The sequence below is a fragment of the Grimontia kaedaensis genome (assembly GCF_023746615.1).
GTDB classification, from domain to species: domain Bacteria; phylum Pseudomonadota; class Gammaproteobacteria; order Enterobacterales; family Vibrionaceae; genus Enterovibrio; species Enterovibrio kaedaensis.
In genome coordinates this window covers 2,181,600-2,202,914 of record NZ_CP082275.1, presented here as the reverse complement: position 1 = coordinate 2,202,914, position 21,315 = coordinate 2,181,600, and the positions used below count along the sequence as shown (strand labels likewise).

General features: G+C 48.1%; 15 protein-coding genes and 1 pseudogene. 11 read left to right on the top strand and 5 right to left on the bottom strand.

The annotated features are described in order from the left end of the window. Positions 1-2 precede the first annotated feature (2 nt). From mukF to mukB, 3 genes are read left to right on the top strand one after another with little or no spacing between them, the layout of a single operon-like run. Positions 3-1,325: a chromosome partition protein MukF gene (mukF, locus tag K6Q96_RS09930; RefSeq protein WP_251875394.1), complete on the top strand. Its 1,323-nt coding sequence runs from the start codon at positions 3-5 to the stop codon at positions 1,323-1,325. After that, entirely contained in the window at positions 1,306-2,028 is a 723-nt protein-coding gene (gene mukE / locus K6Q96_RS09925; RefSeq protein ID WP_251875393.1) for a chromosome partition protein MukE, read from the top strand. Before mukF ends, mukE begins: the two co-directional genes overlap by 20 nt. Continuing rightward, positions 2,025-6,485, top strand: a complete 4,461-nt coding sequence (mukB, locus tag K6Q96_RS09920; protein ID WP_251875392.1) for a chromosome partition protein MukB — start codon at positions 2,025-2,027, stop codon at positions 6,483-6,485. The genes mukE and mukB overlap by 4 nt, the downstream gene beginning before the upstream one ends. A gap of 64 nt (positions 6,486-6,549) precedes the next feature. On the opposite strand, the gene K6Q96_RS09915 is transcribed toward mukB, so the two are convergent. From K6Q96_RS09915 to K6Q96_RS09905, 3 genes are all read right to left on the bottom strand, one after another. Then, on the bottom strand, positions 6,550-8,865 hold the full coding sequence (locus K6Q96_RS09915; RefSeq protein ID WP_251875390.1) for a methyl-accepting chemotaxis protein: 2,316 nt from the start codon (positions 8,863-8,865) through the stop codon (positions 6,550-6,552). A gap of 277 nt (positions 8,866-9,142) precedes the next feature. Beyond that, on the bottom strand, positions 9,143-9,646 hold the full coding sequence (locus tag K6Q96_RS09910) for a GNAT family N-acetyltransferase (protein WP_251875388.1): 504 nt from the start codon (positions 9,644-9,646) through the stop codon (positions 9,143-9,145). Next, positions 9,643-10,350 carry an aspartate/glutamate racemase family protein gene (locus tag K6Q96_RS09905; RefSeq protein ID WP_251879625.1) on the bottom strand — a complete coding sequence of 236 codons (708 nt, stop codon included), beginning with the start codon at positions 10,348-10,350 and terminating at the stop codon, positions 9,643-9,645. Before K6Q96_RS09905 ends, K6Q96_RS09910 begins: the two co-directional genes overlap by 4 nt. A gap of 471 nt (positions 10,351-10,821) precedes the next feature. Between K6Q96_RS09905 and K6Q96_RS25000 the strand changes: the two are divergent. Together K6Q96_RS25000 and K6Q96_RS24995 are read left to right on the top strand one after the other, a co-directional pair. Next, positions 10,822-11,009, top strand: a pseudogene (locus tag K6Q96_RS25000) (aldo/keto reductase); the annotation flags it as partial. Beyond that, positions 10,994-11,122 carry a hypothetical protein gene (locus K6Q96_RS24995; RefSeq protein ID WP_434802141.1) on the top strand — a complete coding sequence of 43 codons (129 nt, stop codon included), beginning with the start codon at positions 10,994-10,996 and terminating at the stop codon, positions 11,120-11,122. The pseudogene K6Q96_RS25000 and the gene K6Q96_RS24995, both read left to right, overlap by 16 nt. A 133-nt stretch (positions 11,123-11,255) precedes the next feature. Here K6Q96_RS24995 and K6Q96_RS09895 read toward each other — a convergent pair whose 3' ends face one another. Next, entirely contained in the window at positions 11,256-12,482 is a 1,227-nt protein-coding gene (locus tag K6Q96_RS09895) for an EAL domain-containing response regulator (protein ID WP_251875386.1), read from the bottom strand. Positions 12,483-12,782: 300 nt separating this feature from the next. On the opposite strand from K6Q96_RS09895, the gene K6Q96_RS09890 reads away from it, so the two are divergent. Continuing rightward, positions 12,783-13,673, top strand: a complete 891-nt coding sequence (locus tag K6Q96_RS09890) for a DMT family transporter (protein ID WP_251875384.1) — start codon at positions 12,783-12,785, stop codon at positions 13,671-13,673. Between the two features lie 39 nt (positions 13,674-13,712). Here the strand turns inward: K6Q96_RS09890 and K6Q96_RS09885 are convergent, their stop codons facing one another. Next, entirely contained in the window at positions 13,713-14,204 is a 492-nt protein-coding gene (locus K6Q96_RS09885) for a MarR family winged helix-turn-helix transcriptional regulator (RefSeq protein ID WP_002540528.1), read from the bottom strand. A gap of 458 nt (positions 14,205-14,662) precedes the next feature. Here K6Q96_RS09885 and K6Q96_RS09880 point away from each other — a divergent pair, with 458 nt between their 5' ends. From K6Q96_RS09880 to K6Q96_RS09860, 5 genes are all read left to right on the top strand, one after another. Continuing rightward, positions 14,663-15,919, top strand: coding sequence for an imelysin family protein (locus K6Q96_RS09880; RefSeq protein WP_251875382.1), 1,257 nt, complete (start codon positions 14,663-14,665; stop codon positions 15,917-15,919). 82 nt (positions 15,920-16,001) lie between these two features. Continuing rightward, on the top strand, positions 16,002-17,378 hold the full coding sequence (locus tag K6Q96_RS09875) for a di-heme oxidoreductase family protein (RefSeq protein WP_251875380.1): 1,377 nt from the start codon (positions 16,002-16,004) through the stop codon (positions 17,376-17,378). 11 nt (positions 17,379-17,389) lie between these two features. Next, positions 17,390-18,403 (top strand): imelysin family protein, encoded by a 1,014-nt coding sequence (locus K6Q96_RS09870; protein WP_251875378.1) that lies wholly within the window; start codon positions 17,390-17,392, stop codon positions 18,401-18,403. Between the two features lie 3 nt (positions 18,404-18,406). Beyond that, positions 18,407-19,495, top strand: a complete 1,089-nt coding sequence (locus K6Q96_RS09865; RefSeq protein WP_251875376.1) for a DUF1513 domain-containing protein — start codon at positions 18,407-18,409, stop codon at positions 19,493-19,495. A gap of 101 nt (positions 19,496-19,596) precedes the next feature. Continuing rightward, complete coding sequence (locus K6Q96_RS09860; protein ID WP_251875374.1) at positions 19,597-21,234, top strand: L,D-transpeptidase family protein; 1,638 nt, start codon at positions 19,597-19,599, stop codon at positions 21,232-21,234. Positions 21,235-21,315: the final 81 nt, after the last annotated feature.

Sequence of the window (21,315 nt, the reverse complement as noted above, 5' to 3'; positions counted from 1 at the left end):
GGATGAGCGAATTCTCTCAGACTGTTCCTGAGTTGGTTGGTTGGGTGAAAACGAACGACTTCTCCCTCAATCTGCCGCCGGAACGGCTGGCATTTCTCCTTGCCGTTGCTGTACTCAGCAGCGAGCGCTATGAGGAGGAGCTAGGGGAAGGGGAGCTGATTGATGCATTCCGTATCGTCAGTGACCAATTCGATCAAGCTAACGAAACCATCGCGTTTCGTGCGAACAATGCCATCAACGACTTGGTACGCAGCCGCCTGCTAAGCCGTTTCACCAGTGAAATGACGGATGGTGCGAGTATTTACCGACTCACACCGCTGGCACTGGGTATCAGCGATTACTATGCGCGTCACCGCGAATACAGCTCTCTCAAGCTTTCTATCCAACTGTCTATGGTGGCCGATGAGATTGATAAAGCCCTGACTGCTGCCGCAGAAGATGGTGATGCAGATTTCTGGCGTAAGAATGTTTATGGCGTACTGAAGTATTCAGTGGCCGAAATTTTCGATCGTATCGATCTGAACCAGCGCACTATGGATGAACAGCAGCAGAAAGTGAAAGAAGACATTGCTGCGCTGTTAAATCAGGACTGGCAGGCGGCGATTGCCAACTGTGAGCAACTGCTGAACGAAACGTCCAGTACCCTGCGTGAACTTCAGGACACTCTGCAATCAGCGGGTGACCAACTGCAAACCCAGCTTTTGAATATTCAGGAACAGGTTCATGGACGCGACGATTTAGATTTCGTTGATGCCATGATCTATAACCTGCAAATGAAGTTGGACCGCATTGTGAACTGGGGCCAGCAGGCGATTGACCTGTGGATCGGTTACGACCGCCACGTTCACAAGTTTATTCGTAATGCCATCGACATGGACAAGAACCGCGCGTTCAGCCAACGTCTTCGCCAGTCGGTGACAGAATACTTCGATAACCCATGGTTCCTGACTTTTGCCAACGCAGAGCGTCTGCGCGATATGCGTGACGAAGCATTGGTACTTCGTGATGACGAAGTGACAGGCGAAATGCCGGCAGAGGTCGAGTTTGAGGAACTGACACTGGTTAACGACCAATTGAGCGACCAAATCTCTGACATGCTGTCTCGTCACCGTACGACGGGCGAGGGCATAGATTTGGGCGTGGTACTGAAAAACTATCTGGCTCAACACCCACAAGCACGCCACTTCGACTTAGCGCGGATTGTGATCAACCAAGCGGTTCGCCTTGGTTACTCGCAATCTGACTTGAGTGCGATTCAGCCGGACTGGCAGGCAATTAACGATTATGGAGCCAAGGTACAAGCGAATGTCATCGATAAATATTGAAGAATTTATGCCGGAAGAATTGGCGAAAGCGATTGCCAATCCTTTATTCCCGGCTTTGGATAGTGCGCTGCGTGCTGGCCGCCATATTGCCAGCGAAGATCTGGACAATCATGCTTACCTGATTGAATTCGAAAACCCGTTGCAGCACTTCTACCAGCGTTATAACGCGGAGTTGGTGCGTGCGCCGGAAGGCTTTTTCTATCTGCGTCCTCGTTCAACCTCACTGATCGGACGCGCAGTGTTGTCCGAACTCGACATGCTGGTAGGTAAGGTCCTTTGTTTCCTTTACCTGAGCCCAGAGCGTCTGGCACAGGAAGGTATTTTCTCCACTCAGGAACTGTTCGACGAGCTGCTGACACTGGCAGATGAGAAAAAACTGATGAAGCTGGTGACACTGCGTGCATCTGGCTCTGATCTGGACCGTGAAAAACTGCTCGACAAAGTGAAGACCTCGCTGCGTCGTCTTCGCCGCTTGGGCATGATTGTGCCAATCGGTGAGAACGGCAAATTCCGTGTGAGCGAAGCGACATTCCGCTTCGGTGCTGATGTGCGTGCAGGAGATGATATCCGTGAAGCACAGCTGCGTCTGATCCGTGATGGCGAAGCTGTCATCCACACCCAAGAGCACGCTCAATCAAGCCTGTTGAAAGATGAAGAACACGACGAAGAGCGTGAAGATGATGAGCAGGAGGTTCAGGCATGACCCAACGCGGTAAATTCCAATCGCTGACTATGGTCAACTGGAACGGTTTCTTTGCCCGTACTTTTGACATCGACAATCTGGTTACGACGCTTTCTGGCGGTAACGGTGCGGGTAAATCCACCACTATGGCGGCGTTCATCACGGCGATGATTCCAGACCAAAGCCTGCTGCATTTCCGTAACACCACAGAAGCGGGCAGTTCTAACGCGTCACGCGATAAAGGCCTGCACGGTAAATTGAAGCCGGGCGCCTGTTATGCCGCGTTGGATGTGGTGAACTCGCGTAACCAACGCATCCTGTTCGGTGTTCGTCTGCAACAAGTAGCTGGCCGCGATAAGAAAGTTGATATCAAGCCTTTCATCGTTCAGGGTTTGCCATCTGGCGTGAAGCCAACTGACATTCTGATCGAAAATGTGTCGGCGAATCAGGTTCGCGTTCGTCAATTGAACGAAGTGAAAGACGCGCTGGCAGACTACGATACTGCGCATTACAAAGCGTTCAACTCCGTGACTGACTATCACGCGCAGATGTTCGAGTTCGGTGCTTTGCCGAAGAAGCTGCGTAATAGCAGCGATCGTTCTAAGTTCTACCGCCTGATTGAAGCGTCGCTTTACGGTGGTATTTCGAGCGCGATTACCAAATCCCTCCGTGATTACCTGTTGCCACAAAACGGCGGCGTGAAGAAAGCTTTCCAGGACATGGAAGTAGCACTTCGCGAAAACCGTATGACGCTGGAAGCCATCAAGCTGACCCAGCGTGACCGTGACCTGTTCAAGCACCTGATCACTGAATCAACCAACTATGTGGCGTCCGATTACATGCGTCATGCCAACGAGCGTCGTAAAAAGCTTGAATTGGCACTGCAGCGCCGCGGCGAACTGTTAGGTTCTCGTCGCCAGTTGGATGATTTCCAATCCACGTTTGGCCGCATGACGGATGAATTGGATGCACTGACTGATAGCCAGACTCACTTAGAGCAAGACTATCAAGCCGCGTCTGACCATCTGCAATTGGTTCAGACCGCTGTGCGTCAGCAAGAGAAAGTCGAGCGTTACCAAGAAGATCTGGAAGAGCTGGCAATCCGCCTCGAAGAGCAGATGATGGTGGTGGAAGAAGCCACTGAACAGCTCGCCATGGCGGAAGAGCAGGCGCACCTTTCTGAAGAAGAAGTGGATAGCCTGAAAACCCAGCTTGCGGATTACCAGCAAGCGCTGGATATGCAGCAAACCCGCGCGCTGCAATATCAGCAAGCGGTGAAAGCGCTGGAAAAAGCTCGTGAACTGACAGGCAATGAAGAGCTTTCACAAGAAAACGCAACCGAATATTTGGGTTCACTGAAAGCTCAGGAAGAGGCACAAACCTCTGAGCTTTTAAGCCTGAAGCACAAGCTGGATCTGTCTTCTGCCGCAGCTAAACAGTTCGAGCGTGGCCTTCAATTGGTGCGTAGCATAGCTGGCGAAGTCGACCGTTCTGATGCAGGCGCGAAAGCCCGCGAAGTGATCGTAAAAGGCCGCGAATTTGCGAACCTTGCGGCAAATGCTGAACAGTTGACTTCACAGCATCGTGACCTTGAGCGTCAGATGCGCAGTTTCCAGCAGGCGAAAACCCTGTCTGAGCAGTATCAACGTAAGTTCAACGAAACAGTGGCTTCTGAAGAAGCGGTTGAGCTGGAAATGGCGCGTCAGCAAGAACGTCTGGAAACCGCAGAAGAAGCGGTTGGCGAGCAAGCAGAGAAAGTCCGCGAACTGCAGCGCAGCGAAAACGAAATCAATGCTAAAGCGGTTGAGTTCGAAAAAGTCGCGCCAGCCTGGATTGCCGCGCAAGAAGCTTTGGAGAAACTGGCAGAACAGACTGAGGCTGAGCTTTACGACAATCAGGCGGTGCTGGATACCATGCAGCGCGTGATGGCGGATGAGCGTGAAACTATCTCGACACGCGATAAGCTGCAAGCTGAGAAACAAGCGCTGGAAGCAGAAATCGAACGTCTGGCTCAACCGGGCGGCAGCGATGATGCACGTCTGCAATCTCTGGCTGACACACTGGGAGGCACGCTGCTTTCTGAAATCTATGATGACATCACCATTGATGATGCTCCGTATTTCTCGGCGCTTTATGGCCCAGCACGTCATGCGATTGTAGTGCCTGATCTGAAAGGTATTAAAGAGAAGCTGCTGGATCTGGATGATTGTCCCGAAGATCTCTACATCATCGAAGGTGATGCAGACGGCTTTGACGACAGTGTATTCGATGTTGAAGAGTTGGAAGATGCGGTTTGTGTTCACCTGAACGACCGTCAGCTTCGTTACTCTCGCTTCCCGAAAATCCCGCTATTTGGCCGCGCGGCGCGTGAGCATCGTTTAGAAATCTTGCGCGAGAAGCGCGAAGAGTTGGTAGAAAACTATGCCAAAGCTTCGTTTGATGCGCAGAAGCTTCAACGTCTGACCCAAAGTTTCAATCAGTTCGTGTCGAACCACATGAACGTTGCATTTAACGAAGATCCAGAAGCGGCACTGAAAGACCTGCGTGAAAAACGCGCCAGTGTTCAGCGTCAACTGGCTCAACTTCGCGAGAGCGAGCAGCAGGTACGTAGCCAACTGACCGGTTCAAAAGAAGCGATTGCACTTCTGAACAAACTTCAGCATGTGGTTAACGCACTTGAAGACGAAACGCTGGAAGGGCGTCTGGAAGAAGTGGAAAGCCGCCTGTCTCAAGCAGACGAAGCTCGCCACTTCACCCGTGAGCATGGCAAAGCACTGGCGGAGTTGGAGAATCTGGTTTCAACGCTGGATGCCGACCCAGAGCAGTTTGATGCACTGAACGCTGCTTACCAGCAAGCGGACGAAGCGCTGCAATCGCTGAAGAAAACGCTTTTCGCACTATCTGATTTGGTCGAGCGTCGCCACCACTTTGGATACGCCGACGCGGTTGAGCTTCTTGATAAGAGCAGCGAACTGAATGAACAGCTGAAAGCTAAGCTGGTAGATGCAGAGCGCGCACGTACCCGTTCACGTGAACACGTGAAACAGGTACGTGATCAGGTGAACCAATACAATCAGCTTCTGGCGTCTCTGAAGAGTTCGCACCAAGCGAAACAAGAAACGGTGACTGAGTTCAAACGTGAGTTGGTGGAGCTTGGTGTTCGCGCCGATGTGGAAGCAGAAGAGCGCGCACGTATTCGTCGTGACGAGCTGAATGCACAGCTATCACAATCGCGCAGCCGTAAGGGTGAGCTGGAAAAAGGCCTAACTTCGATTGAGCTGGAGATGAAGTCTCTGGTGAAAACGCTGAAGAAAGCCTGCAAAGAATACACCGAACTGCGCACTTTCGTCGTCAATGCGAAAGCAGGCTGGATGGATGTACTCAAGATTGCCCGCAGCAGCAACGTAGAGAAGCAACTGAACCGCCGAGAAATGGCGTACATGTCTGCTGACGAACTGCGTTCACTGTCGGATAAATCCTTGGGTGCTTTGCGTCTGGCAGTCGCAGACAACGAAACGCTTCGCGATGCACTGCGAGCGTCGGAAGACATGGCGCGTCCTGAGCGCAAGGTTCTGTTCTATGTGGCGGTTTACCAGCATCTTCGTGAGCGTATTCGCCACGACATCATTCGAACCGATGATCCGGTCGAAGCGATTGAAGAAATGGAAGTGGAACTGGCTCGTCTTACGGAAGAACTGACTCAGCGCGAGAAACGTCTAGCGATCAGTTCAGAGTCTGTGGCGAACATTATCCGTAAGACGATTCAGCGCGAACAGAACCGCATTCGTTTGTTGAACCAAGGCTTATCTAATATCGCTTTTGGCCAGGTGAAAGGTGTCCGTTTGAATGTCTCGATTCGTGACACTCACGCGCAGCTATTGGCTGGTTTATCTGAAAACGCAGAGCAGCATCAGGACTTGTTTGGTAACAATCGTCTCACCTTCTCTGAAGCGATGGCAAAACTGTTCCAGCGTTTGAACCCACATATCGATTTGGGTCAGCGCTCTCCTCAGGTTCTGGGTGAAGAATTGCTCGACTACCGTAACTATCTGGAACTGGGTATTGAAGTTAACCGTGGCACTGATGGTTGGCTGCAGGCTGAATCCGGCGCGTTGTCGACGGGCGAAGCGATCGGTACTGGTCAGGCTATTTTGCTGATGGTCGTGCAGAGCTGGGAAGAAGAATCCCGACGTTTGCGTGGCAAAGATGTGATTCCATGCCGTCTGCTTTTCCTTGATGAAGCAGCGCGTCTGGATGCGAAGTCAATCTCGACCCTGTTCGAGCTTTGTCATCGTCTGGATATGCAGCTTCTGATTGCTGCACCGGAAAACATCAGCCCAGAGCAGGGCACTACCTACAAACTTGTACGTAAGATCTTTAACGACAAAGAGCATGTACACGTGGTGGGCTTGAGGGGGTTCGGTGATGGGGCTAAAACCAGCAATCTGATTCAGGAAGCGCTGGAAATAGCAGAGTAAGCGAGATTCAAATGGAAGAAAAAGGCCAGCAAATATGCTGGCCTTTGTTTTACTACGACTTGAGCTAGGCGATCTTGAAGATACCGATTTGCTCGGTAAGTTTCTTGGCCTGCTCGTTGATGCTGATCGCTGTGCCGTCGGTGTTCACTGTTTTCTCAGACACATGTTCAGAAGAACGGGCAATATTGTTCACGTTCATTGAGATCTCTTCTGTGACTGAAGATTGCTCAGTTGCGGCAGTCGCAATTTGGATGTTCATGTCATTAATGTCGACCATCATCTCTTCAATTTCTGCCAGCATTTGATTGTTTCGGTGACAGTTCTCTACACTGCTTGAGACAAATTGGTTGGCGCCGCTGATACCTTTGACCACCATGTCAGTTTCAGCTTGAAGTGACTCAACTTTGGCTCTTATCTCTTCCGTAGATGTTTGTGTCCGGATGGCGAGAGAACGCACCTCATCGGCGACGACTGCAAAGCCTCGACCTTGCTCACCGGCCCGCGCGGCTTCAATGGCAGCATTGAGTGCGAGTAGGTTAGTTTGTTCAGCAATGCCCTGGATAACATCAAGTACGGAACCAATCGAATGACTTTCTGCGGAGAGTTGCTTCATAGATTGAGTGGCTTCGTTCATCTTTTCTGAAAGAGCCGAAATTTCATTAACCAGTTGTTTGCCTACATCTGCACTATGACGTACTGATTGCACCACATTCTTTGAAGATTCAGAGGCGGTGTTGGCAAAGCTGGCTACTTCTGAAATAGAGGCATTCATTTCTGTGGCTGCGGTGGCAACCTGACTGGAGTTTAATGCTTGATCGTCCACTTCTCGTCGCATTGAACTAATGTTTCCTTTGATATTTGAAGAGACTTCACCCAGTGATTTTACCGTTGCGTCAGCGCCTTTAATGAGACTCATAAAATCTTTTAGCATGTCATTCATGGAAGAGGAGAGCTGCGTGATTTCATCCTTTCCTTTGACATTCAAGCGAAGTGTCAGATCATGATTACATGCAATATTGGTGATTCGCTCGCTAAGCTCTATGATAGGTTTGCTGATACTTCCGGCAATGAACCATGCGAGAATGATTGCCAGTGCTACAACCATAATACCAGTGATGGCCGCTGTTTTATAAAGGGTGCCTTTCAACAAAAGCACTTCTGACAAGGCTTCCTGCATATTTATCTCTGATGCTAAAGCCCATTGAGCGCCTAGAATGTCAATAGGTGTGTAGGCGGCAAAGACTGCACTTCCCAGATGATTTTCAGCAGCGATGAAGCCGCTTTCCCCTTGTAGAGCCAGATTGATATAGTTTGAGTTTACGGGTTGCTGGCCGGAGGAGGATTCGGTTGTTGCGATACGATCAATGATGGATGTATTTATGCCATTTTCTCGAAGACGTTGTAAATAATCTGCTTTGTTTTCTACCAACATCCTGGCCTGTGAGCGAATCAACCCATCAGTGCCAACAAGAAACGTTTCTCCAGTTTCTCCAAGTCCATCCTCTTGCCATTTTTCGCGATGGGTCATGATCGCATTAATCGTATCAATGGGCATCTGAAATATCAGTACACCAACTTTTTTTCCATCCTTTACCACGGGTGAGCCGATGAAAGATGCTGGGCTATCGTAAGAAGGATAATAAGGAGAAAAATCCACAAAAGAAAACTCACCTTTAGATAGTTTTTTTGCACCTAAAAAGGCCTCAGCTAGCCCACTATTTCTGTAAGGCCCACTATTTAGGTTGGTGCCGTAATCCAATTCTTTGAATACGGAATAAACCACGTTGCCTGCAATATCAACGAGGAAAATATCGTAGTAGCCAAACGCTTCAAGGAAAGTACGGTAATTGTTGTGGTATACCTCATGCACCTCACTATAAACGGTGCCATCGTTAGCTTTATCTAAAAGGTGTTTGTTACCCAGAGGATGTCGATTGAGGCCTATATATGCTTCTTGAAGGAGCAATCCATTCATCTCGATATTGTTGAGATTGGATGTCGCGTTAGTGGTTTTGTTGTTGGTTTGTTGGTAAGTCGCCCCAAATTCATTTTGGTAATATGCTCTGAGTGTTTCAGACTGATTGGGTTTGGGAAAGGTTTCTGTCGCTACACTGCTAAAACTTTGTGCAAACTGAACCATTGCGTCTTCGGTCATCGTGGAGTTTGCGAGGTTAGTTAACTGTTTGCTAATGTTGACAAAATAATCTTCAACTTCTGCTTTCTTAACCTCTCTGACAGAGAGTAGTTGGTTTTCCACTTGATGTTCAAGGGCCAGTGTAGAGGTATTGACTGCGGTTATGGTGAGTAGCACAGCCGTCGTGATGACTGCTGTGACACTAATAGTGACAAATGCCGCTTTTATCTTCGTAGAAATATTCATGCCTTCCATGCTCCAAAACAAAAAACTTATGTTGCAAATGAGCGCCGTTCGGAAGTGTAGAAAACTTTCTTGTCAAATTAATTACTTGCTGAGAATTAAGTGTATAAATATTTAAAATAGTGAGGTTTGCAACGTTATTCATTGTGTTTTATGAAAAATCATACTAAAACACCTATGCATATGTGGTTTTGGCGATATTAGAGGAAGTAATATCACCATTTCACTTGTTAGATTTGTGGTTTTTTTGAATGCGTTGCTTCTATTTATTGCTGAGTTCCTATTGCTCAGTAACTTTCTCCAAAATAGCAACAGAATGATATTGGTTAAATTTAAATCCAACGTCAGTTAGTAAGCCCACTTTTTTGAAATTGAATTTTTCATGCAATCTAATAGAGGCTGGGTTTGGTAATGTAATGACAGAGTAAGCGCGGGATATTGGAGATAAGGCCATTTTCTCGAGTAAAGCCTTCATTAACTCTGACCCCAGCCCTTTCGCGCGAAGTTCAGGGTGTAGATAAATAGTAATTTCTGAACTGACTTTGTAAGCCTGCTTTTCGCGAAACTCGCTATTGTAGGCAAAACCAATCACTTGGCCATGCTCATCCTCTTTAACAAGGACATGGTAGTAGTCCTCATTTTCAGCCAGTTTCTGAAGCCAAGCCCGGCGTCTTTCAATCGACCATGGCTCGTAGTCAAATGTAATCGACGTTTCGCGGACATAGTGATTGTAGATGTCGTTAATGGCCGGAAGATCTTCGGCCTGTACTGCTCGAATTGTCATTCTGCTTCCTTGCTGGTGGAGAGTGCGAGTTTTATAGCTGCTTCTGCGTGCAACTCTATGGTGTCATAGAGGGAAATAGGAGTGTGTTGCTGCTGGATCAACAAACCTATTTCAGTACATCCCAAAATAATGCCTTCAACACCACGTGCTTTAAGCGTATCGATAACAGAAAGGTATTGTTTGCGGGAATGCGTGTTTACCTCACCCTGAACCAGTTCTTGGTAAATGATTTCGTGAACAATATCCTGATGCCAATCTTCCGGAACAGTCACTTGAATACCATGGGACACCAGTCGTTCCTTATAAAATGGTTGTGACATGGTAAATCGTGTACCCAGCAAACCAACATGTTTGATGCCATCCTCTTTGAGCTTCTGTGCGGTTGCATCTGCGATATGCAGAAGAGGAATTTCGATCGCGTCTTGAACTTCAGAAGCCACTTTGTGCATGGTGTTGGTACCAATCAGCATGAAGTCAGCACCAGCGGCTTCCAGCTTGATTGCTTCTCCTGCTAATTGTTTTGCAGATTCATCCCAAGCATCAGCGCGTTGTTGAGCTTCAATTTCGGCGAAATCGACGCTGCTCATCAGGATTTTTGCGGAGTGATGACCACCTAAAGCTTCCCGAGTGTATTGGTTCAGTAACCTGTAGTAAGTCGCCGTCGACTCCCAACTCATTCCGCCAATTAAACCAATAGTTTTCATCATCGTATCCTTACGCGCTGCTAGGGGCTGTTGATCTTTGGTGGTTAAATTTTGTTCTCGCTGTAAGCGTTTTAGGCGCGGCGACGTGTGTGCCGCCTAGTCATTCTTAGCAAATACACCTCAACAAAGCTTAGCTTCAAGTTTGAAGCGGGACGCGCAGGCAGCGTTTGTGGGGAATTTCTGTTGCGTTATCGGCTTCTCATGTAGGCCAGCTACACACCGAAGCCTCTGCCTTGCAGACTCCCCCCACAAACTGCTGCAAACATCATCACCCAAGGTTAGCCCCTAGGTCTTCTCGAATATATATCGAACAAGCTAAGGAAATAAAACACTTTTTGGACTCTGAACTGAATCATTTATTGGACGGCAAAGTGCTTTCAATTTGCGGCCAGTGTTACATTGTTGGCTTTCCACCTTTGCTGACGTTGCAAAGGAGATACTCAAATAACAGGAGTAGGTCGAGTGATTGCGATTAAACGGGCACAAATAGCACCGCAAGGGCCAGAGCTTTCTTAACTTGTTCAAGGCTATTGGCGACAGGGCGACTGGGAATGTCTCCTCAAGAGCGTTTAACCTTTATCAAAAAGCATCTTGAGCTCGGTGTCACCACGGTTGACCATGCCGACATATATGGTGGCTACCAATGCGAAATCCTGTTCGCCTCAGAACCACGTTGATTGAAATTGCGGAAGAATTGTGTGTGACCATGGTACAGGTGCTCTATGGCTTTGTTATCCGTCACCCAAGCAAGCCGCTGCCAATCGTTGGTTAAGGCAAGTTTGAACGTGTGAAATCTGCAGCTCAAGCTATGTCTGTTGAGGTGAATAGGGAGTAGTGTACCGCATTTGGGTAGCTAGCAAAGGTCACGGCGTACCATAGGCTGTTTTTCATTATCATTTCGGGCGTCAGCGACCAGCTCTTTCTGAACTAATGCTGGCGCCAACGCCTTTCAGCCAACTGTTGTACCAACGTTTTAATGCTTCAATCGGTCTTGGTCGACAAATTAAAAAGCCTTGCAATAAGATGCCGGGATAGTGTGTAGAAAGATATTCCAATTCTTCAAAGTGCTCGATACCTTCGGCTACCAAATCAACGTTGAATTTATTGGTGATCTCCGAGAGCGATTGCACAATCACCTGACTGAATTGGTCATGATGAATTTGACTGATCAAGGTGCGGTCAATTTTAACTTCAGTAAAGGGCAGGCTCCGAAGCTGCTGAAGATTGGTAAAGCCAGTACCAAAGTCATCCAGTGACAGACCATAACCCCGAATCCGCAGTCGGTTTAAGGATTCCATCTGTTCGGCAGATTTCAGTGCATACTCTTCGGTTATTTCCAGTACGACACGGGCTTTATCGATATCACGTGCTTTGAAAAGCGTTTCCAGTCGATTAGGTATTTCCAAATCTGCCAACTGTTGCGCAGAAAGGTTGAGGCTGATTTTGACTTTGTCACCAAAGATCTCCGAGAGCGCTTCCATATCCAGGGCGGTTTTTTCAGCTAATTGTATGGTCAAAAGGTCCATCAAATCGTATTGAATGGCAGTAGGAATGAATCGACCGGGGAGAATGGCGTCAGCCTCACCGGGCTTTTGGATACGTGCAAGCACCTCAAGACTGTCAACACGGTTGTTGTCTGGGTTTAGTTTGGGCTGGTAATAGGGCACAACTTGATGGTGGACGATGCAAGTGATGAGCTCCTCTTTGGTCATTTTCTTGAACTTGAGGAATTTTCGCTCTTCAAACTGGTCCATTCGGCCAAGAATGAGCTGCAACGCGTCTTTGTTGATGGGCTTTGCAATATTTCCCAGCAAGCACACCTGCTGCTGTCGAGCGACCTCGGCGGCCAGTTCAATGATCCTGACGTCGAGATCAGAAATGATGCAGATACCGCCGCCAAAATGCATTTTTCCTAGCTCTCTGATCACGCCCATTCCATCGATTTCTGGCATATTGAGGTCGGTAAGGACGATATCGTATTTGGTGGGTGAGCAATGTAGTTCCTCAAGCGCAGCGTGAGGGTCATTAAATGTGATTACATCATTGATGCCGATGTCTGCTAAAAGAGATCTCACCATCAATAAGATAGCGTCAGAATCGTCGACGACGAGAATCCTTCTTTTCACTGGCATTTTTCCACTCTCAATGTACCCACTCTGAATATAAAACTAGATGCTTATTGCTTAATTTCAACAACGACTATTCGTATATGTGGGGCTGCTTTAGCAGTATCTAATGCAAAAGATCTGTGGTTTGATGCAGTTACAGTTGCTTAGCTCACAAAAAGTCCTTATAAAAAATATGACTTTGTGATGATTCCGCAGAGAGTACCGTATCTGGCCAGTGTTTGAGGGAGACTCAGTTAAATTGACAATATGGTTATAAAGCGCCTTTTTCAGGGGAAATAAGGCAAAGAGAGTCAGGGGAAAAACATGGCAATGAAGAAACTGGATGTCATGGAGTTGATGTTACTTGCCGCGTTATGGGGAGGCTCCTTCATTCTGATCCGCTACGCAGTGCCAGACTTTGGCCCGTTTGCGCTCATTCTCGTCAGGGTCGGGCTTGGCGCTTTATTTTTGGTCCCGTTGATGCATATAAAGGGACAAACACCCGCATTTCGCGACTACTGGTTTCATGCCTGTGTTGTTGGGCTTTTCAGTTCAGCGTTTCCGTTCCTTTTATTTGCCTATGCCATGGTCAGTGTGACCGGGAGTTTTGCGTCTATTGTGAATGCAGGCACGCCAATTTGGGGCGCCATTATTGCTTATCTCTGGATTGGTGAATCCCTCAATCGCAACCGAATTTTTGGTCTTTTACTTGGTGTATTGGGTGTTGTGATTCTGGTGTGGGGTAAGCTCGACTATGGAGATCAAGGTCTGGGGTGGCCGGTCATAGCGGTACTCGGCGCTACTTTGATGTATGGCATCTCTGCGAGTTATACAAAGCGATTCCTGACCGGTGTTCCGCCATTGGTGACTGCAACGGGAAGTCAGGTGGGGTCAACTGTCATTCTGTTGCCACTGGGTATTATCTTTTGGCCAGAGAGACCCCCGGATAGCGCGGCTTGGATTGCTGCTGCCATCCTGGGTATTGCGTCTACGGGTTTTGCTTACATCCTATTTTTTAGGCTGATTAGCAGGGTAGGGCCAACCAATACGATTGCGGTTACTTTCCTCATTCCGCTCTTTGCGGCGGTTTGGGGTTTTGCTTTCCTTGGGGAAGTCATCACACCGAGAATGTTGGCGGGGGGATTAACGATCTTTGCCGGAACAGCTCTGACGACGGGGATAGTGAGTTTCGGACGAAGGGAAAAGCGCACATAAAAAAGAGCCCGGATGGGCTCTTTCCGATCCTGCTTTCCATCACTCAGAACGCACAGGCTCTGCTGATGTAAGAGGTGTCACTTCCAATAGCGGTGCCGCGTCAATGTTGTCAGCGTTCATCATTGAAGAGATGCGCTGAACAGAAGAAATCAATAGTGACTGCTCCCACTCTTCGAGAGACTGGAAGCGGGAAATAAAGCTTTCCTGCAAAGGCTTTGGTGCTTGCTCCAGTGCTTTAACACCTTCAGGTGTTAAATGAGCATGAACTTTACGTTTATCCAGATTACTTCTCACACGCACAATGAGGTTACGATTTGCTAGGCGATCAAGAATTGTGGTCGCTGTAGCCTGACTCATGTTGGTGTGGTTGGAAAGCTGACGAATGGTGACTTCGCCCAGTTCCTGGATTGCACGCATCAGAACCAATTGGGGCCCCGTCAAACCTGCTTCTTTGTTTAGTTTTCTAGAATGCAGATCGATAGCGCGGATGATTTGTCGCAGTGCAACCAGAACCTCTTCGTGCTTCTCCATAGAAGCCTCTCCTTTAGACAGCAGGATGTTAAAAATCGCGGAAATTATCGGTATAAAAGATCAAGATTTAAAGACCTTTTACACAGGAATATTGCTGATAGTGCAATAAGAGTAAAAGACGGAGACTTTCATCACTGATTCACAGAAGAATGTGCGCCGTTGTTGAAGGAAAAATCCCAGCGATTATCGGACATTAACTTATATTTATCACTTTAACTTTAGGTCAACCTTACACCCAAGGCTCAGTCTGTCTCAAGCGGTGTGACACGAACCGTCTCTCTAACCTCTCATTCATCCTTGAAATTAAATGAAAGTCCCAAAACTTCAACGGACGATCATGTTTAATTAATCTAAATGATAAAAACTATCAATATCATTTGAATTTACTCGAATGTGAATGTAATAATTGTTGTCGATCGCAACAATTTGTTACAACCACACGCATTCAAGGAATGATTATGAAGCGCTCCACTTTGGCTATTGCCTGCTCTATTTGGGTTCTTTCTTCTGTTTTAACCACTGCAATGGCGGCAACGCCGGACGAAGTCGTTAACCACTACGCAAATCTAGCTCATGCTGTTTACAGTGACGCGCAACAATCTGCGGTGAAATTGGATTCCGCGATTGAAGCCCTCATCGAATCTCCATCTCAAGCCAACCTTGATGCTGCGAAAGTGGCTTGGGTTGCCGCACGCGTACCATATCAACAATCTGAAGTATTCCGTTTTGGTAACGCTATTGTGGACGACTGGGAAGGTCAGCTTAATGCTTGGCCACTGGATGAAGGCCTGATTGACTATGTAGCAACGGATTACCAATACGAACTGGGTAATGGTGGTGCAGTAGCGAATATTGTTTCTAACACTAGCATTCAGGTGGGTAGCGAGAAGTTGAATGTCACCGCCATTACTCCTGAGCTATTGGCTTCTTTGAATGAAGTTGGTGGGTCTGAAGCGAACGTTGCTACAGGTTATCATGCTATTGAATTCTTGCTCTGGGGCCAGGATCTGAATGGCACTCAATCTGGCGCGGGTGAGCGTCCTTACACTGATTTCGCATACGGCGAGGAATGTACCAACAACAATTGTGACCGCCGACGTGAGTACCTGAAAGCCGCTTCTGATTTGCTCATCGAAGACTTAACTTGGATGGAAAAGCAATGGTCTGCGAACGAGTCAGGCAACTATCGCGAAACCCTTTTGAAAGAAGACACCACAAACGGTCTGCGCAAGATGCTGTTTGGCATGGGATCTCTTTCGCTCGGTGAGTTGGCTGGCGAGCGCATGAAAGTGGCGTTAGAGGCGAACTCGACGGAGGATGAGCATGACTGTTTTTCTGATAATACGCACAACTCCCACTACTATAACGAGCAAGGTATCTACAACGTGCTGACTGGCTCTTATCAGCGTATTGATGGTTCTGAACTGACTGGCCCATCACTTCTGGATATGGTGAAGAAGAATAATGATAAAGCGGCTGCACAAATCAAAGCAGATTTCGATTCTGCCCGCACTGCTGTATACCAACTCGTAGAATCTGCTGAGAAAGATAATGTGCATTTTGATCAGCTTATTGCGTCTGACAACGCTGATGGTAACAAACTGGTGAACAACGCCATTTCGGCACTGGTTCAACAAACCCGTAGCATTGAAACTGTCGCAGCGGAGTTAGGGATTTCCAACCTGAACCCTGATAGCGCTGATCATCAGTTCTGAGTTTGATTCTTATGTATTATTAAGCCTCCCGAGGTCTGGGCCTTAGGGAGGCTTCTGTCGTTTAGCTGGTTTCAATGTCGTTATGAAATATATTCCTTTCGCTTTTGCTGTTATAGCCTGTTCTGCTAACGCCTCTGCTATCAAATCCGGTGGAGATACCACGACCAACAAGCAGGGTGTCAATGCCTTCTCACAACCTGCCACCAACCTTCCTATGATTGAGCGCATCGACTTCAGCGTCGGTAACAGCTTTTTCAGAAACCCTTGGGTAAGTGCGCCTGCTTCGACGGATGCAAGGGATGGACTGGGCCCACTTTTCAACACCAATGGTTGCCAGAACTGCCATATCAAAGATGGGCGCGGTCATCTACCTAAACCAGGCGATGACAACGCCGTATCTATGCTTATCCGTCTTAGTATTCCGGCAATGACAGATGCCCAGAAAAAAGCACTGATCATATCAGGTAACATTCCTGACCCGGTTTATGGAGGCCAACTCCAGGACTTCGCACTTCCGGGGGAGAAGCCGGAAGGCCGGATTGCCCTGCGTTTCGAGAAACACAATGAAACGTTCAAAGACGGATATTCGGTAGAGCTTCGAAAACCTGTCGTTACTATCGAAGATCTTAGTTACGGAGACATGCACCCTCAGATAGAGAAGTCTGTTCGTATCGCGCCACCTATGATTGGTCTTGGTTTGCTTGAGTCTGTCACTGAGCAAACGATGAGGGGTATTGCTGAAGCGCAAGTCAAAGAGAGCAAAGGCGTATCAGGGCGTCCAAATGAAGTGTGGGATGTTCTGCAGGAAAAAACCGTCGTTGGCCGATTTGGGTGGAAAGCTGGCCAGCCCACCTTGATGCAGCAAAATGCGGCGGCATTTAATGGCGATCTTGGCTTAACCACTGCTTTGTTCCCAGCGGAGAACTGCACTACAGCCCAAACACTCTGTGAACGACTGCCAAATGGCGGTAGCCCTGAAGTCACAGAAAAGGTGCTTAATTTCGTTGAGTTCTATTCCCAGCATCTGGCAGTACCTATGCGTCGAAACCTTGACGATCCTAAAGTGCAACTGGGGGAGAAGCTCTTCACAGATGCCGGCTGTGAAAGTTGCCATCAATCAACGCTGCAAACGGGAGAGCGCACTGATAGGCCAGCGCTGAGTAATCAAACCATTCATCCCTATACGGATTTGCTGCTTCATGACATGGGCGAAGGATTGGCAGACAACCATGGTGAATTCATTGCAAACGGACAGGAATGGCGAACCGCGCCATTGTGGGGTTTGGGCTATACCGAAGAAGTGAATGGACATACCGAATACCTGCATGATGGGCGAGCAAGAAACGTAATGGAAGCGGTTCTGTGGCATGGCGGAGAAGCCGAGAGCAGCAAACAAAATGTGTTGGGCTTTGATAAAACCCAGCGCGAAGCCCTGATTGCGTTCCTGAATTCGTTGTAGGAGTGGTAGCCATGTTTATTCAAACACCAATTAAAACACTCACGCTATGTGTGACGCTGTCACTATTGTCAGGTTGTTTCAGTGAAGCAGCAGTGAAAGAGAGTGAGCTGGTAATGTGGGAGTTGCAAAAGCAATCCACTCAGCGATTTCTTGACGCAGCACGAGCGTTGGAGCGGAGTGTTAGTGGACTCTGCGAAGCACCTTCTGAAGAAAAACTTAACCAAGCCCAGAGCAAGTGGATCGAAACCATGAGGGCTTGGCAGCCTTTTGTGGGAGGAAATTCTGGCAACGAAGCAGCGATGTCGATCAGTTGGAACATCCAGTTTTATCCTGACAAGAAAAACACCACGGGTCGCCAGTTGACCCAGCTTTTGAAGAAAAGTGCGGTTCCAACTGCTGATGAACTGGCTCAGCAAAGTGTTGCTGTGCAGGGGCTAGGCGCGATTGAATGGCTACTGTTTGACGGGGCGGGTGTGGAGTCCATGGAAATGCGTTGTCCTCTTACGCTGTCGGTAGTCGGTCGTACTGTGCAATCAGCGAAGGCGCTAGACAGCGCGTGGCAGGTTAATCCTTGGAATGACGTGACTGGGAAGCAACTGGAAGCAGAGACGCTTCGCAGCGTGACCTCCCAACTTGATGCAATTTCAAAGACTTTATCCTTACCGATGGGCAAGCCGGCTTTCCCTAAACCTTATCAGTCACAGGCTTGGCGCTCTGGTCAATCGAATACGTTTTTGAGAGATGGACTGCTGTCTTTACAACAACGGTACGAATTCATACTCCAACCGCTGTTGGTTGAAAAAGGGCATACCGAGCTTGCAAACCGTTTGGAATCCCATTTCAAGTCAGCGGTGAAAAGTGTGCCGGAAAGCAAGTCAATGGCACCACTGCTGGCGGACAAGTCGGGTTATCAGTCATTGATGATCGTTGCTAACAACATTGATTACCTGCAAACCGCACTGAGTGACGAAGTAGGGCCAACGTTGGGTTTAGTCGTTGGGTTTAATTCAACGGATGGAGACTAAAGCGTGAGTGTGAGCCAAAAGCGCCGCCGCTTGTTGTTGTCTTCATTGGGTCTGCTGACCACAGGGGCTTTAGCGGGTGGTTGGCGCGTTTATCAGAATGAAGCCAATAAGGCCAGGCCAGCGTTTCTTGGTTGTGCCAAAACATTAGACGGGAGTTTCGCGGTAACGGCAGTAAATACAAATGGAGAGGTTTGCTTCCAAACCCCATTACCCGGACGTGGGCACGGTATAGCAATAAACCAGAATAGGTCGCTTGCCTATGTGTTTGCGCGGCGTCCAGGACAATTCATTGAAAGCGTCAATCTGGAATCAGGCGCCGTTCGTAATGCGACTTCTCCGCCAGCTGGAAAGTTCTTCTACGGGCACGGCGACGTGCTCGGAAACCAACTCTTTGTCGTAGAGGGAGATATCGCAACCAGTGAGGGCAGTATTGGTGTTTATCACACCCATCGAGATGGCTCACTGACCCGCATACGTGAAATTTCTGGCTTTGGTATCGGTCCTCATGAAATGAAGGTTCTCAATGGCACCACACTGGCGGTCGCTGTTGGTGGGATACGCACTGAAGGTAGGAAGAAAATGAACCTGGATTCGATGCAACCATCATTGGTACTGATGGATATCGAGTCAGGACAGGTAAAAGAGAGATACACCTTAGAGGATCCAAAACTGAGTATTCGTCACCTGGCGTTGAGCCCAAAAGGTGATGTGGTGATTGCGCAGCAATATCAAGGAGACGATGAGAACATCGTTCCATTATTGTCAATAAAAAGTCCAGGGCGTGACATTGTGCATCTCAAAGCCAGTAGAGAACAGTGGACGCGTTTTCAGCAATACATTGGCAGTGTTGCGTGTACAGAATCGCAGATCATTGCGACCTCTCCACGTGGAAATTGTTTTGGAATTTGGAACTTAGCTTCAGGCGCACTGATCGAGATGGGAGCACTGGTTGATGCATCCGGTGCGGCTGCGGTGAAGGACCGCTTTGCTCTTAGTGCGGGTAGTGGGCGATTAGTCATACGTAATCATCAAAAAAGTATTTCTTTTCAGTCTTCTAGCGTAGTTTGGGATAATCATTGGGTCATGCTTTAGGATGATGCTTTTCTAACCCTTTGTTTTCCAATATTCAGAAAAATTCCGCCAACGAAAATTGCGCCATTTGCCATACTATGATCTCTAACTGGAGGTAGCGCATGTTTTCCGCTCGTACGCTTATCAAGACACTGTTTGTATGTGTTGCTATGCCTTTAGCAGCTAACGCTTTGGAAACAGTGGAATCACCCAACGCAGCTTCTCAAGAAGCTGTGCTTTGGGTGCATCAGGCAGAGCCAGAGCCAGGGGTTGTCACCTATTCACAAGACCTCGCTAACATTTACGAATTTTTCTCTTTTGCACCGATATGGCACGATTACCGCGCTAAAGACGAGCTTGAAACCCAAATCAACATCATTTCTCTCGCAGGGATCAGCCAGGATTTCGAGTGGCGAGCAGTTCTTTTGCGTCAGCTGAGGGCAAGTGCAGACTGGCGAGCCTACGATGTGTTCGCCACAGACAGCTTGTTTGCGCTGGTCGGTTACATTGAATCCGTGCCTGAGTTCGGTAAGAGCTGGTACTTCGGAACGGATATTGGTGAAGCTCTGCCTCGTCCGACGTTAACCTTAGTCAATAAACTTAAGGTATCGGCTAGCCGAAATAGCCTTTACGACTTTGTGTTCAATCTACGCCCGGACACACAGCAGTACCGCGAAATGGCGAAAGCCATCGTGGCATTACAGGATCAGGAATCAACTTACTGGCCAAAAGTGCAGCAGACAGGTCTGATTCGCCATGGCGACAAGCTGAAGAATGCCGACAACCTCATTACCAACCTAGAGCGCCAGGGTGTATTAAGTACTTATGAAGCGCAGCGGTTGAAAATAGAGCAGATCGGTTTTTATAACGCTGTAATGGTTGAAGCTGTTAAGCGCTTTCAAGAGCAGCACGGACTAAAGCGTGATGGTGTAATAGGAAACAAAACGCGCCGTTGGCTGAATATGTCTGTGAACACGCGGATACAGATATTGGCGCTTAATATGGAGCGCTTACGCCTCTGGCCGACAGAGCGTGAGAAGATCATTCTGGTCAATATCCCAAACTACGAAATGGAACTGTGGATGGACAGCCAGCTTGTGCTCGACAGCAAAGTCGTAGTGGGTCGACCAAGCCGCAGAACGCCTCTTTTTGAATCACGTCTTGATTCTGTGGTCTTCAACCCTAGCTGGAATGTGCCTGTCAAAATCATGCGCGAGGATATTCTGCCAAAAGTGCAGCAGGACAATGAGTATCTGGATAAACACTCTTATACGGTTCTGAGTAGCTGGGTAAACGGCTCTGTCATTTCTTCGGAAGAGATAGACTGGGAAACCGTAAGCCCAAATAACTTCCCTTACCGTTTACAGCAATCGCCAGGTAACTTTAATGCGTTGGGACGTTACAAATTCAATACACCAAACGGCAATGCGATTTATCTGCATGACACTCCGGCGAAAGGATTGTTTAACAAAGCGCGTCGTGCATACAGCTCAGGGTGTATTCGAGTGCAAAAAGCCAAAGTGTTGGCTGAAGTTCTTTTGAAGCGTTCCGGTCTGAAATTTGGCGATTATGAATACTACCAACGTATTCCAGAAACCAAGTGGGTGACATTACGTAAGAAAATCCCAGTGCATACCATCTATCAAACGGCTTGGGTAAACGAAGAGGGAGAGGTGCAATTCCGTGAGGATGTTTACGACTATGATACGCGCCCAAAGCGTAATTCTTCCTCGTTATCCCTGACCGCTCAAAACCAGTAATACTCTTCCTTGTCTGCGTGCTTGTTGGTGGGGGCATTGTGACCCTCACCACAATTACATACTTTTACGTTCCTCTGACAT

Bases quoted from the DNA above. Each gene is read 5' to 3' on its own strand.
- mukF (WP_251875394.1), top strand. From the start codon at position 3: ATGAGCGAATTCTCTCAGACTGTTCCTGAGTTGGTTGGTTGGGTGAAA.
- mukE (WP_251875393.1), top strand. From the start codon at position 1,306: ATGTCATCGATAAATATTGAAGAATTTATGCCGGAAGAATTGGCGAAA.
- mukB (WP_251875392.1), top strand. From the start codon at position 2,025: ATGACCCAACGCGGTAAATTCCAATCGCTGACTATGGTCAACTGGAAC.
- K6Q96_RS09915 (WP_251875390.1), bottom strand. From the start codon at position 8,865: ATGAATATTTCTACGAAGATAAAAGCGGCATTTGTCACTATTAGTGTC.
- K6Q96_RS09910 (WP_251875388.1), bottom strand. From the start codon at position 9,646: ATGACAATTCGAGCAGTACAGGCCGAAGATCTTCCGGCCATTAACGAC.
- K6Q96_RS09905 (WP_251879625.1), bottom strand. From the start codon at position 10,350: ATGAAAACTATTGGTTTAATTGGCGGAATGAGTTGGGAGTCGACGGCG.
- K6Q96_RS24995 (WP_434802141.1), top strand. From the start codon at position 10,994: ATGCGAAATCCTGTTCGCCTCAGAACCACGTTGATTGAAATTGCGGAA.
- K6Q96_RS09895 (WP_251875386.1), bottom strand. From the start codon at position 12,482: ATGCCAGTGAAAAGAAGGATTCTCGTCGTCGACGATTCTGACGCTATC.
- K6Q96_RS09890 (WP_251875384.1), top strand. From the start codon at position 12,783: ATGGCAATGAAGAAACTGGATGTCATGGAGTTGATGTTACTTGCCGCG.
- K6Q96_RS09885 (WP_002540528.1), bottom strand. From the start codon at position 14,204: ATGGAGAAGCACGAAGAGGTTCTGGTTGCACTGCGACAAATCATCCGC.
- K6Q96_RS09880 (WP_251875382.1), top strand. From the start codon at position 14,663: ATGAAGCGCTCCACTTTGGCTATTGCCTGCTCTATTTGGGTTCTTTCT.
- K6Q96_RS09875 (WP_251875380.1), top strand. From the start codon at position 16,002: ATGAAATATATTCCTTTCGCTTTTGCTGTTATAGCCTGTTCTGCTAAC.
- K6Q96_RS09870 (WP_251875378.1), top strand. From the start codon at position 17,390: ATGTTTATTCAAACACCAATTAAAACACTCACGCTATGTGTGACGCTG.
- K6Q96_RS09860 (WP_251875374.1), top strand. From the start codon at position 19,597: ATGTTTTCCGCTCGTACGCTTATCAAGACACTGTTTGTATGTGTTGCT.